The sequence below is a fragment of the Flavobacterium panacagri genome (genome assembly GCF_030378165.1).
GTDB lineage: Bacteria > Bacteroidota > Bacteroidia > Flavobacteriales > Flavobacteriaceae > Flavobacterium > Flavobacterium panacagri.
The window spans coordinates 2,338,489-2,351,952 of sequence record NZ_CP119766.1 but is presented as its reverse complement, the minus strand read 5'-3'; the positions used below and the strand labels follow the sequence as shown (position 1 = coordinate 2,351,952).

Here is a 13,464-nt window from a genome sequence, read left to right as displayed (position 1 = left end):
ACATACTTTAGATACGTAATTATCAATTTACGACGTCTAAAAATGACAATATCTCTGTTTTTAGCATAAAATAAATTACTAATTACAAAAAAACTATTTAACGAAACCACAATCTATTATGAAAAAACCTATTGCAAAACTATGCATGGTAATTATAATCTCCGGATTATTGTATTCATGCTCTCAAACTGAAATCAATGAAACTGACGCAAGAGCGGAAAGTCAAAAATTTAAAATGATCGATGTTACGCATCACGATGGAAAACCTTTTAGTACAGGAACTTCAAATTCTTCGTTTACGGGAAAATATATTGACAATCCTGGTGGAGGTGTTATGATGCAAGCTTTTTACTGGGATGTTCCTGCAGGAGGAAATTGGTGGAACACTGTAAGCAGTAAAGTAATCGCATGGGGTAATGCCGGAATTGGATCTATTTGGCTTCCACCTGCTTCAAAAGCGCAGAACGGAGCTTTTTCTATGGGATATGATCCTACAGATTACTTTGATTTTGGAGATTACAATCAAAATGGAAGTACTGAAACCCGTTTTGGATCTAAAGCTGAGTTGGTAAGTTTAATTACAGCTGCCCATAATGAAAATATTAAAGTTTATGCAGATATTGTAATCAATCACAACAGCGGCGGACAATCTGAAGCGAACCCTTTTACTGGTACTAATACATGGACTAATTTTAGTGGAATTGCATCAGGTAAATTTAAAAGGACTTATGCTAATTTTTACAAAAATAACTATGGCAATAATGATGAAGGCTCATTTGGAGGATTTCCTGATTTATGCCATGCAGATCCTTACGTAAAAGACTGGTTATGGATTAGAGCTGATGGGGTTGGTAAATACTATAAAAATACTATGAAATTTGATGGCTGGAGATTTGATTATGTTAAAGGCTTCGGTGCTTGGGTTGTGAATGCATGGAATGCCAACGTTGGAGGATTTTCTGTTGGAGAATTATGGGATTCGAATGTAAACGTTTTAAATGACTGGGCAAACAGTGCCAACAGTTCAGTATTTGACTTTGCGTGTTATTACAAAATGAATGATGCTTTTGATGGAAACAATCTTGCTCTTTTGAACGATGATATGATGTGGAAACGAAATCCGTACAAAGCCGTAACTTTTGTAACCAATCATGATACTGATGAAATTTGGAGCAAAATGTTAGCGTACTCGTATATATTAACGCATGAAGGCTATCCAACAATCTTTTACAGAGATTATGAAGAATGGCTGGACAAGAACAAACTGAACAATCTAATCTGGATCCATAACAACAAAGCCACAGGAACGACTTCTATTTTATATTCTGATAATGATGAATATGTGGCAAGAAGAAATGGTTACAATGGAAATCCTGGTTTGGTTGTTTACATTAATAATTCAGATGTTTGGCAGGAAAGATGGATTCAGACGAATTGGGCTAACACCCAAATAAAAGATTTTACAGGAAATTCTTCTTGGTATCCAACTACACAAGCCGATAAATGGGTAAAAATACAATGTCCTCCAAAAGGATATTCAATTTGGTCAATTAATCAGTAATTTTAAAAATGACTACTTAGGGCTGTTGCAAAACAGCCTTATTTTTTTCTAAAAAGCCACCTTAATAATAAAGACTTCCAAATTTAAGAAGTGAATATTTTTATAAAGTCGTATTTAATAGTACTTTTGCAACCTATTTATACGAAATATGAGCTTTTTAAAAGAAATACAACGCAGAAGAACATTTGGAATTATCTCGCATCCCGATGCCGGTAAGACTACCTTAACAGAAAAATTACTGTTATTTGGAGGAGCTATTCAGGAAGCGGGAGCGGTAAAAAATAACAAAATTAAAAAAGGAGCAACGAGTGATTTTATGGAAATCGAACGCCAAAGAGGTATCTCGGTTTCGACTTCTGTACTTGCTTTTAATTATAAAGATAAAAAAATCAACATCCTCGATACACCTGGTCACAAGGATTTTGCTGAAGATACTTTTAGAACTTTAACTGCTGTTGACAGTGTAATCGTTGTAATTGACGTAGCGAAAGGGGTTGAGGAACAAACTGAAAAATTAGTAGCTGTTTGTAGAATGCGTAACATTCCTATGATTGTTTTCATCAACAAATTAGACCGTGAAGGTAAAGATGCTTTTGATTTGATGGATGAAGTGGAACAAAAGTTAGGTTTAAAAGTTACGCCTCTAAGTTTCCCGATTGGAATGGGTTATGATTTCCAAGGAATTTACAATTTATGGGAAGAAAACATCAATCTTTTCAGCGGAGACAGCCGTAAAAACATTGAAGAAACAATTGCTTTTTCTGATGTACAAAACAACCCGGAATTGGATAAAATTGTGGGAGAAAAAGCAGCTAATAAACTTCGTGAAGAACTAGAATTGATTGATGAAGTTTATCCAAAATTTGAACGTCAGGACTATTTAGATGGAAAAATCCAGCCGGTTTTCTTTGGGTCTGCTTTAAATAACTTTGGAGTTCGTGAACTATTGGATTGTTTCATCACTACCGCTCCGTCTCCAAGAGCAAAAGATTCTGAGACTCGCACCGTTGAACCTACAGAAGAAAAAATGTCTGGATTTGTTTTCAAAATCCACGCCAATATGGATCCAAAACACCGTGACCGTTTAGCTTTTATTAAAATCGTTTCAGGAACTTTCGAAAGAAATAAACCTTACTATCACGTTCGTCAAAAGAAAAATTTAAAATTCTCTAGTCCAAACGCATTTTTTGCTGAGAAAAAAGAAATTGTAGATATTTCGTATCCTGGTGATATTGTTGGTCTACACGACACTGGAAACTTTAAAATTGGAGATACTTTAACTGAAGGCGAAATAATGAGCTTTAAAGGAATTCCGAGTTTCTCTCCAGAGCACTTTAGATATATCAATAATGCTGATCCTATGAAAGCTAAGCAATTAGAAAAAGGTGTTGATCAGTTAATGGATGAAGGTGTTGCTCAGTTATTTACTTTAGAAATGAATAATCGTAAAGTTATTGGAACTGTTGGAGCGCTTCAGTACGAAGTTATTCAATATCGTTTAGAGCATGAATACGGAGCAAAATGTACTTATGAAAACTTCCCAGTTCATAAAGCTTGCTGGGTTAAACCTGATGACGCTAAAAATGAAGAATTCAAAGAATTTAAACGTATCAAACAAAAATTCTTGGCTCATGATAAATACGGTCAATTAGTATTCTTAGCAGATTCTGATTTCACAATTCAAATGACACAGAGTAAATATCCTAGCGTGAAATTATTCTTCACATCGGAGTTCGACTAACAAAATATTTTATTGGAATAAAAAAAGGCTGTTTAAAAAAATTAAACAGCCTTTTTTTATTCCTTTTTATCAACTTAATCCGTTGCTTATACAAATAATTTTAATAGTATTTTTATTTAAAAAAAATCTATTTTTGCCAAAATTAAAATTATAACACTAAATCAAATTTTTAGAAATGAAAAAAATCCTTTGCTCACTTACTGCAATAATCTTTACTATTTGTGCCACTGCACAAGAAATCAAAGTAAAAAACAATGAAGTTAAAATTGATGAAAAAGTAGTTGCCTACATGGAAGGTAAGAAACCAAATTTCCAAATTTTAAGCTTAGACAAACAATATACAGTAAGCGCCGAACTTAAATTCTTAGAATCTTCTGGTAAAAGATGGATGGTTTTAAAGAGCACAAAAACAGGAAAAACAAATGAAGTTGATTATAAAAAATTTAACCCACTAAATCAGCAAAAAAGTGCTATGGAAGCATTTATAGATAAAGGTTTTCTAAGTGTAGAGGGACTAAATATTGATGCTATTGAAAGTTTTATAAATGGTGAAGCTTCTGGAGTTTCAAACAAAATTAAAGAAGAAGCAACTGCAGGGATAGAGAAACAAAAACGTATGGATGGATACCAAATAACAATCGATGATTCAGGATCCATATACAGTGCAGCTTCAAAAGACCCTAACAATAAAAATATTGGTACAATAAAAATTGCTGCAACAACAGGCATGGGAATTCAAAAATATGAAATATTTGATCTAGATGGTAACTTAACGGCAACTTGGTACAACATGAGCAGTAAACATCCTGGTTATGATGGTTTTTTATATGAACAATTTATAACCTATGACGGTAAAGTTTTTACTGTAAAACCTGACACTTCTGGTGTGTTACAATATAAAATGAGTTCTGACAAAACTGCAGCTACGATAGTAAAAGAATTAATGTTTAATGGATATACTTTACAACACCAAAGAGCAGGTAAATAATCCTTTAAACATAATGAAGGAAAATTGGAAAATAAAAAAAAGCGCTAATATTTCATTAGCGCTTTTCTTTTAATTTGAATTAAATCAACCTTACTAAGTCATTATATTTCAAAAATTTATCTTCATAGGATTGCAAATATAGCCTAACATGTTATCGAAAATAAATTTTGTCGATTAAAGTAAAATAAATCGGATAAAATACATATAAAACTTCGCATTTAAAACAAAAAAAGCCCCATTAAATGGGGCTTTAGAATTTATGCTTGTCCCGCAGGACCAAAATTAAGGGGAATTGGTGCTTGTTCCGTTTCTTTGATTTCGCCATGAGCGGCTTCAAATCTATGGATATTTTCACCTATTGCTCTTAATAATCTTTTAGCATGTTGTGGTGTCAAAACAATTCTTGACTTTACCTTGGCTTTAGGAATCCCGGGCATAATACTCACAAAATCTAAAACAAACTCAGATGATGAGTGATTAATGATTGCGAGATTAGAATAAATTCCTTCTGCAATTGTTTCGTCTAACTCAATGTTAATTTGCTCTTGTTGTTGTTTCGGATTACTCATAGTTTCCTAATTAATAAATGTATTCTTCTTTATTTGCCATCATTTCGTTGTAATCGTCTTTAGATCCTACGATTGTATGATCGTATTCTCTCATACCAGTTCCTGCAGGAATTCTGTGTCCAACAATTACATTTTCTTTTAATCCTTCTAAATCATCTACTTTACCAGCTACAGCAGCTTCGTTAAGTACTTTCGTTGTCTCCTGGAATGAAGCCGCAGAAATGAATGATTTAGTTTGTAACGAAGCTCTTGTAATACCTTGAAGAACTGGCGTTGCAGTTGCAGTAATTACATCTCTTGCTACAACAAGATTTTTATCTGTACGTTTCAATAATGAATTTTCATCACGTAATTCACGAGGTGTAATAATCTGACCTGGTTTCAATACTGAAGAATCTCCAGCATCTTCAACCACTTTCATTCCGTATAATTTATCGTTTTGAAGGATAAAGTCTTTAGTATGGATCAATTGATCTTCTAAGAATAGAGTATCTCCTGGATCTTCAACTTTAACTTTACGCATCATTTGACGAATTACAACCTCAAAGTGTTTGTCATTGATTTTTACCCCTTGTAGACGGTAAACCTCTTGAATTTCATTAACCAAATACTGTTGAACAGCTGCTGGCCCTTGAATTCTTAAGATATCATCTGGAGTAATTGCACCATCAGACAATGGAACTCCCGCTCTTACGAAGTCATTTTCTTGTACTAATATTTGGCTTGAAAGTTTAACTAAATACTTTTTAATCTCACCAAATTTAGACTCGATAACGATCTCACGGTTACCTCTTTTGATTTTTCCGAAAGATACAACACCATCAATTTCAGATACAACTGCCGGGTTTGAAGGGTTACGAGCCTCAAGAAGCTCAGTAATTCTTGGTAAACCTCCCGTGATATCGCCTGCTTTAGAAGAACGACGTGGGATTTTCACTAATACTTTACCTGCTTTAATTTTCTCACCGTTTTCAACCATTAAGTGTGCACCTACTGGCAAGTTGTAAGAACGAATCAATTCACCTTCTTTACCATAAACCAATAAAGTTGGGATTAATTTTTTGTTTCTAGCTTCAGAAATTACTTTTTCTTGGAAACCAGTCTGCTCATCGATCTCCACCATGAACGATTGTCCTTGCTCTAAATCTTCGTAAGCAATCTTACCAGTAAACTCAGAAACAATTACACCGTTATATGGATCCCATTTACAGATTACAGTTCCTTTAGCTACAGTTTCACCATCTCCAACGAAGATACTAGAACCGTAAGGAATGTTATGTGTATTTAAAACAATTCCAGTTTTTTCGTCAACTAATTTTAATTCTGTTGAACGTGAAACTACGATATCAACAGAGTTACCTTCTCCGTCTTCTCCTTTAACTGTTTTTAAATCTTCAATTTCAAGTCTACCAGCGAATCTTGTAACAATACTAGACTCTTCAGAAATACCTCCAGCAACCCCTCCAACGTGGAACGTACGAAGTGTTAACTGTGTACCTGGCTCTCCAATAGACTGAGCTGCAATAACTCCGACAGCTTCTCCTCTTTGTGTCATCTTACCAGTAGCTAAGTTTCTACCGTAACATTTAGCACAAATACCTTTTAAAGCTTCACAAGTTAATGGAGATCTAACCTCTACTTTTTCAATTGGAGAAGCTTCGATAGTTCTCATAATTGCTTCTGTAATTTGTTGACCAGATTGAACCATTACTTCATTAGTAAGAGGATTAATAACGTCTTGTAATGCAACACGTCCAAGAATTCTCTCTCCTAAAGATTCAACGATTTCCTCATTTTTCTTCAATGCAGCAACTTCAACACCTCTTAAAGTTCCACAATCTTCGATGTTAACAATAACATCTTGAGAAACGTCATGAAGCCTTCTTGTCAAGTAACCAGCATCGGCTGTTTTAAGAGCCGTATCCGCAAGACCTTTACGAGCACCGTGAGTAGAAATGAAATACTCAAGGATCGAAAGACCTTCCTTAAAGTTAGAAAGAATCGGGTTTTCAATAATCTCACCACCACCAGCAGTAGATTTTTTTGGCTTAGCCATCAAACCACGCATACCAGTTAACTGACGAATCTGTTCCTTAGAACCCCTCGCCCCAGAGTCAAGCATCATATATACAGAGTTGAAACCTTGTTGGTCTTCTCTAATATTTTTCATTGCTAATTCTGTTAACTGAGCATTTGCTGAAGTCCATACGTCAATAACTTGGTTGTAACGCTCGTTATTGGTAATAAGACCCATGTTATAGTTAGTTGAGATACCTTCAACTTGCTCTCTAGCATCTGCAATTAACTTAGTTTTTTGTTCTGGGATTCTAATATCACCTAAAGAGAATGATAAACCTCCTCTAAATGCGAATTTATAACCCATATCTTTCATATTATCCAAGAAAGCAGCCGTTGTAGGTACATCAGTCACACTTAAAATGTGTCCGATAATATCTCTAAGGTTTTTCTTAGTCAATACGTCGTTGATATATCCAGCTGCTTCAGGTACTACTTCGTTAAATAATACACGTCCTGCAGTTGTTTGAATAATTTTGTACACCAATTCTCCAGCATCATTAAAATCTTTTGCTCTAATTTTTACACGAGCATTCAATTCTAATCTTCCTTCGTTTAATGCAATATTTACTTCTTCAGCAGAATAGAAAGTCAAATCCTGACCGATAATTTTGTGATCTTCTGTTGAGATACGTTCTTTGGTCATATAGTATAGACCCAAGACCATGTCCTGAGAAGGTACAGTAATTGGAGCACCATTTGCAGGGTTCAAGATATTGTGAGAAGCCAACATTAATAACTGTGCCTCTAAAATAGCCTCTGGTCCTAATGGTAAGTGAACCGCCATCTGGTCACCATCGAAATCGGCGTTGAATGCCGTACATACTAATGGGTGTAACTGGATCGCTTTTCCTTCAATTAATTTTGGCTGGAAAGCCTGAATACCAAGTCTGTGCAAAGTAGGAGCACGGTTCAGCAATACTGGGTGTCCTTTAATTACGTTTTCTAAGATATCCCAAACTACCGGCTCTTTTTTGTCAATGATTTTCTTAGCAGATTTTACTGTTTTAACAATACCTCTTTCGATCAATTTACGGATAACGAAAGGTTTGTATAATTCAGAAGCCATATCTTTTGGCAATCCGCACTCATATAATTTTAACTCTGGACCAACAACAATTACCGAACGAGCAGAATAATCCACACGTTTACCAAGTAAGTTTTGACGGAAACGTCCTTGCTTACCTTTTAATGAGTCAGATAATGATTTTAATGGTCTGTTAGATTCTGTTTTAACAGCAGAAGCTTTACGTGTATTATCAAATAATGAATCTACAGATTCTTGTAACATACGTTTCTCGTTTCTTAAGATAACTTCTGGAGCTTTAATCTCCATTAATCTTTTCAAACGGTTGTTACGGATGATTACACGACGATATAAATCGTTCAAATCTGAAGTTGCAAAACGACCTCCATCAAGTGGCACAAGTGGACGTAATTCTGGTGGAATAACTGGAACCACTTTCATAATCATCCATTCTGGACGGTTTTCGCGGTTTTCGTTAGACTCACGGAAAGATTCAACAACTTGTAATCTTTTTAAAGCTTCAGTTTTTCTTTGTTTTGAAGTCTCGTTGTTAGCGCTGTGTCTTAATTCATAAGATAAAGCATCTAAGTCGATACGAGCTAATAAATCCATAATACACTCTGCTCCCATTTTGGCAACAAATTTATTAGGATCTAAATCATCTAAATATTGGTTTTCTTGTGGAAGAGTATCTAAAATATTCAAATATTCTTCTTCAGTTAAGAAATCAAGTCTTTGTAAAGATTCTCCATCTGCATTTTTAGCAATACCAGCTTGGATTACTACGTATCTTTCGTAGTAAATGATCATATCTAATTTCTTAGATGGAAGACCAAGGATATAACCAATTTTGTTTGGAAGAGAACGGAAGTACCAGATGTGAGCAATTGGCACAACAAGGTTGATGTGTCCTACTCTGTCACGACGTACTTTTTTCTCAGTAACTTCAACACCACAACGGTCACAGATGATACCTTTGTAACGAATTCTTTTATACTTACCACAAGCACATTCGAAATCTTTTACTGGTCCGAAGATTCTTTCGCAGAAAAGTCCGTCACGCTCTGGTTTGTGCGTTCTATAGTTAATAGTTTCCGGCTTTAAAACCTCTCCTCTTGATTCTTTCAAGATAGATTCTGGTGAAGCCAATCCAATAGAAATTTTGTTAAATCTTTTTACTGGATTCTTATCTTTATTGTTTCTGTTATTCATCATAGTTTTTACTATTGATTTATTTGCAATTAAAAAATTGAATTTAGATTTATAATCTACTCTTAAAAATTTAAGAGTTAATCATTCAGCTACTACCTCGGGTTACTTCTCTAAACCTCAAATTCTTATTTGAAGCGCTAGTTATAAAATGCCTTGCATTGTTATAAAAAATCGGAACGGGTTACGGGTATAAATCTTTAAAAACTTTTATAAAAAAGTGTTCAGCATTCAGAATTTAGTGTTCAGTTTATCACTGATTACTAAATCCTGAACACTGAATACTAAAACATTATTCTTCCAAACGAAGATCTAATCCTAGACCTTTCAATTCGTGCATTAATACATTGAATGATTCTGGTAAACCTGGTTCTGGCATAGTTTCTCCCTTAACGATAGCTTCGTAAGTTTTAGCTCTACCAATAACGTCATCAGACTTAACAGTTAAGATTTCACGTAAAGTACTAGAAGCTCCATAAGCCTCAAGTGCCCAAACCTCCATCTCTCCAAAACGCTGACCTCCAAATTGAGCCTTACCTCCAAGTGGTTGTTGCGTAATCAATGAGTATGGTCCGATAGAACGTGCGTGCATCTTATCATCAACCATGTGTCCTAATTTAAGCATGTAAATTACACCCACAGTTGCTTTTTGTGCAAAACGCTCTCCAGTTCCACCATCATAAAGATAGGTATGTCCGAAACGTGGTACGTTAGCTTCATCAGTCAAAGCATTGATCTCGTCAAGAGAAGCACCGTCGAAAATTGGAGTAGCAAATTTTCTACCCAAGTTCATACCCGCCCATCCAAGAACAGTCTCATAAATCTGACCAATGTTCATACGTGAAGGTACCCCAAGTGGATTCAATACGATATCTACTGGTGTTCCATCTTCTAAGAATGGCATATCTTCATGACGAACGATTCTAGCAACAATACCTTTGTTACCGTGACGTCCCGCCATTTTATCACCAACTTTTAACTTACGTTTTTTAGCGATATAGATTTTAGCCAATTTCAAGATTCCAGATGGTAATTCATCTCCAACCGTAATAGTGAATTTCTCTCTTCTTAAAGCTCCTTGTAAGTCGTTCAGCTTAATTTTATAGTTATGAATTAAATCATTAACCATTTTATTTGTAGCATCATCAGCAACCCATTGACCTTTGCTTAAGTGAGCAAAATCTTCTACTGCGTAAAGCATTTTTTGAGTATATTTTTTACCTTTTGGTAAAACTTCTTCACCCAAATCATTCATTACACCTTGAGATGTTTTTCCGTTAACGATCAAGAATAATTTCTCAACCAATCTGTCTTTTAATTCAACAAATTTAGTTTCGAATTCCATTTCTAAAGCTCCTAAAGCATCTTTATCCTGAGTACGTTTACGTTTATCTTTTACGGCTCTTGCAAATAATTTTTTGTCAAGAACTACACCGTGTAAAGATGGAGAAGCTTTTAATGAAGCATCTTTTACATCCCCTGCTTTATCCCCGAAGATCGCACGAAGCAATTTCTCCTCTGGAGTAGGATCTGATTCTCCTTTTGGTGTAATTTTTCCGATCAAAATATCGCCAGGTTTAACCTCTGCTCCAATTCTAATCATACCGTTTTCATCTAAATCTTTAGTAGCTTCTTCAGAAACGTTAGGAATATCGTTTGTTAACTCTTCATTTCCTAACTTAGTATCTCTAACCTCTAATGAATAATCATCAACGTGGATAGAAGTAAAAATATCATCACGAACTACTTTCTCAGAAATTACAATCGCATCCTCGAAGTTGTACCCTTTCCATGGCATGAACGCAACTTTTAAGTTTCTACCTAAAGCTAATTCTCCATTTTGAGTAGCATATCCTTCTGATAATACTTGTCCAGGAATAACTCTGTCACCTTTTCTTACGATTGGTTTCAAGTTAATACTTGTTCCTTGATTGGTTTTTCTAAATTTAATTAAGTTGTACGTTTTCTCATCAGCATCAAAACTAACCATTCTCTCGTCTTCTGTACGATCGTATTTAATAGTAATGATATTAGCATCAACATATTCAACAGTACCATGCCCTTCAGCATTGATTAATACTCTTGAATCTGAAGCTACTTGACGCTCTAAACCTGTACCAACAATCGGTGCTTCAGGACGGATCAAAGGAACTGCCTGACGCATCATGTTCGATCCCATCAACGCACGGTTCGCATCATCATGCTCCAAGAAAGGAATCAAAGATGCAGAAATCGAAGCGATCTGGTTAGGAGCAACGTCTGTATAATGAACTACTGATGGCTCAACAACCGGGAAGTCACCTTCCTCACGAGCAATAACATTGCTAGCTGTAATTTTACCTGTAGCATCCATTTCAATGTTTGCCTGAGCAATCATTTTACCTTCTTCTTCTTCAGCACTTAAGTAAACTGGAGTACTTTCTAAATCAACTACACCATTAGTTACTTTACGGTATGGAGTTTCGATGAATCCCATTCCGTTTACTTTTGCATAAACACCAAGAGATGAAATCAAACCAATGTTTGGTCCCTCAGGAGTTTCAATCGGACATAAACGACCATAGTGAGTATAGTGAACGTCACGAACCTCGAAACCAGCTCTCTCTCTCGAAAGTCCACCTGGTCCAAGTGCAGAAAGTCTTCTTTTGTGTGTAATCTCAGCTAATGGATTCGTTTGATCCATAAATTGAGATAACTGGTTAGTACCAAAGAAAGAGTTGATAACTGATGATAATGTTTTAGCATTGATCAAATCAATTGGTGTAAACACCTCGTTATCTCTAACGTTCATTCTCTCACGAATAGTTCTAGCCATACGTGCTAAACCAACACCGAATTGTTGAGACAATTGTTCACCAACTGTTCTAACACGACGGTTTGATAAGTGATCAATATCATCAATCTCTGCTTTAGAGTTGATCAATTCGATCAAATATTTTACGATTGTAATGATATCCTCTTTAGTAAGCACTTGCTTATCCATAGGGATATCTAAATCTAATTTTTTGTTCATTCTGTAACGACCAACTTCACCTAAGTTATAACGTTGATCAGAGAAGAACAATTTATCTATAATACCACGAGCAGTTTCCTCATCAGGCGGTTCAGCGTTACGCAACTGACGGTAAATGTGCTCTACAGCTTCTTTTTCAGAGTTTGTTGGATCTTTTTGTAACGTATTGTGGATAATCGCATAATCTGCTTGGTTATTATCCTCTTTGTGTAACAAAATAGATTTTACGTTAGAATCGATGATCTCTTCAACATTATCTTTGTCGATAATTGTATCACGATCAAGGATGATTTCGTTACGTTCGATAGAAACTACCTCTCCAGTATCCTCATCTACGAAATCCTCATGCCATGTATTCAATACACGCGCAGCAAGTCTTCTTCCAATATATTTCTTAATACCAGTTTTAGAAACTTTAATTTCTTCAGCTAAGTCGAAAATTTCAAGGATATCCTTATCTCTTTCGAAACCGATAGCACGGAATAAAGTTGTTACAGGTAATTTTTTCTTTCTATCGATATAAGCATACATTACGCTGTTAATATCTGTAGAGAATTCTATCCAAGAACCTTTAAAAGGAATTACTCTGGCAGAATAAAGTTTAGTTCCATTTGCGTGGAATGACTGTCCAAAGAAAACCCCTGGAGAACGGTGTAATTGAGATACTACAACACGCTCGGCACCATTAATAACAAAAGTACCACTAGGAGTCATGTAAGGAATTGTTCCAAGATAAACATCTTGTACAATAGTTTCAAAATCTTCGTGTTCTGGATCTGTACAGTATAGTTTTAACCTAGCTTTTAAAGGCACACTATAAGTAAGACCTCTCTCTATACATTCTTGAATTGTATAACGTGGTGGATCAACAAAATAATCTAGGAATTCCAATACAAAGTTGTTTCTTGTATCTGTGATTGGAAAGTTTTCCATGAAGGTGTTGTACAACCCTTCGTTGCCTCTTTCGTCAGATTTCGTTTCTAATTGAAAGAAATCTTTAAAAGATTTAACCTGAACATCTAAGAAATCTGGATAGTCAGGAATATTTTTTGTAGAGGCAAAATTCAATCTTTCAGTCTGATTTGTTATCATCAATGGACAAAATTTTGATTAAAAAAAAGTAATTTTTTTGTGTAAATACACACTGTTTAATCTATACTTTCTTATTATAATCAATACATCTTTAAAAATAAAACAGTAAAAAAGTTCGATTTTCTTTCTTCGTATTGATCAAAAACTTTTTCGTATTTTAAACTATGGGATAATAAAACTTAATAATA

At 35.0% G+C, this 13,464-nt stretch carries 6 protein-coding genes; 3 read left to right on the top strand and 3 right to left on the bottom strand.

Annotated elements, in window-relative coordinates; translation table 11 throughout:
• Positions 1–118: 118 nt before the first annotated feature.
• The 3 genes from P2W65_RS10610 to P2W65_RS10600 all read left to right on the top strand — a co-directional run bounded on the left by P2W65_RS10610 (position 119) and on the right by P2W65_RS10600 (position 4,290).
• Entirely contained in the window at positions 119–1,561 is a 1,443-nt protein-coding gene (locus P2W65_RS10610; protein ID WP_289665448.1) for an alpha-amylase, read from the top strand.
• A gap of 148 nt (positions 1,562–1,709) precedes the next feature.
• A complete protein-coding gene (locus P2W65_RS10605; RefSeq protein ID WP_289665446.1) occupies positions 1,710–3,302 on the top strand; it encodes a peptide chain release factor 3 in 1,593 nt (530 codons plus the stop codon).
• Between the two features lie 175 nt (positions 3,303–3,477).
• Positions 3,478–4,290, top strand: a complete 813-nt coding sequence (locus P2W65_RS10600) for a hypothetical protein (protein WP_289665445.1) — start codon at positions 3,478–3,480, stop codon at positions 4,288–4,290.
• 257 nt (positions 4,291–4,547) lie between these two features.
• Here P2W65_RS10600 and P2W65_RS10595 read toward each other — a convergent pair whose 3' ends face one another.
• From P2W65_RS10595 to rpoB, 3 genes are all read right to left on the bottom strand, one after another.
• On the bottom strand, positions 4,548–4,859 hold the full coding sequence (locus P2W65_RS10595; RefSeq protein WP_012024017.1) for a DUF3467 domain-containing protein: 312 nt from the start codon (positions 4,857–4,859) through the stop codon (positions 4,548–4,550).
• 10 nt (positions 4,860–4,869) lie between these two features.
• Positions 4,870–9,177: a DNA-directed RNA polymerase subunit beta' gene (gene rpoC / locus P2W65_RS10590; RefSeq protein WP_289665444.1), complete on the bottom strand. Its 4,308-nt coding sequence runs from the start codon at positions 9,175–9,177 to the stop codon at positions 4,870–4,872.
• Between the two features lie 286 nt (positions 9,178–9,463).
• Positions 9,464–13,276: a DNA-directed RNA polymerase subunit beta gene (rpoB, locus tag P2W65_RS10585; RefSeq protein ID WP_142450671.1), complete on the bottom strand. Its 3,813-nt coding sequence runs from the start codon at positions 13,274–13,276 to the stop codon at positions 9,464–9,466.
• Positions 13,277–13,464 lie beyond the last annotated feature (188 nt).

Bases quoted from the DNA above. Each gene is read 5' to 3' on its own strand.
- P2W65_RS10610 (WP_289665448.1), top strand. From the start codon at position 119: ATGAAAAAACCTATTGCAAAACTATGCATGGTAATTATAATCTCCGGA.
- P2W65_RS10605 (WP_289665446.1), top strand. From the start codon at position 1,710: ATGAGCTTTTTAAAAGAAATACAACGCAGAAGAACATTTGGAATTATC.
- P2W65_RS10600 (WP_289665445.1), top strand. From the start codon at position 3,478: ATGAAAAAAATCCTTTGCTCACTTACTGCAATAATCTTTACTATTTGT.
- P2W65_RS10595 (WP_012024017.1), bottom strand. From the start codon at position 4,859: ATGAGTAATCCGAAACAACAACAAGAGCAAATTAACATTGAGTTAGAC.
- rpoC (WP_289665444.1), bottom strand. From the start codon at position 9,177: ATGATGAATAACAGAAACAATAAAGATAAGAATCCAGTAAAAAGATTT.
- rpoB (WP_142450671.1), bottom strand. From the start codon at position 13,276: ATGATAACAAATCAGACTGAAAGATTGAATTTTGCCTCTACAAAAAAT.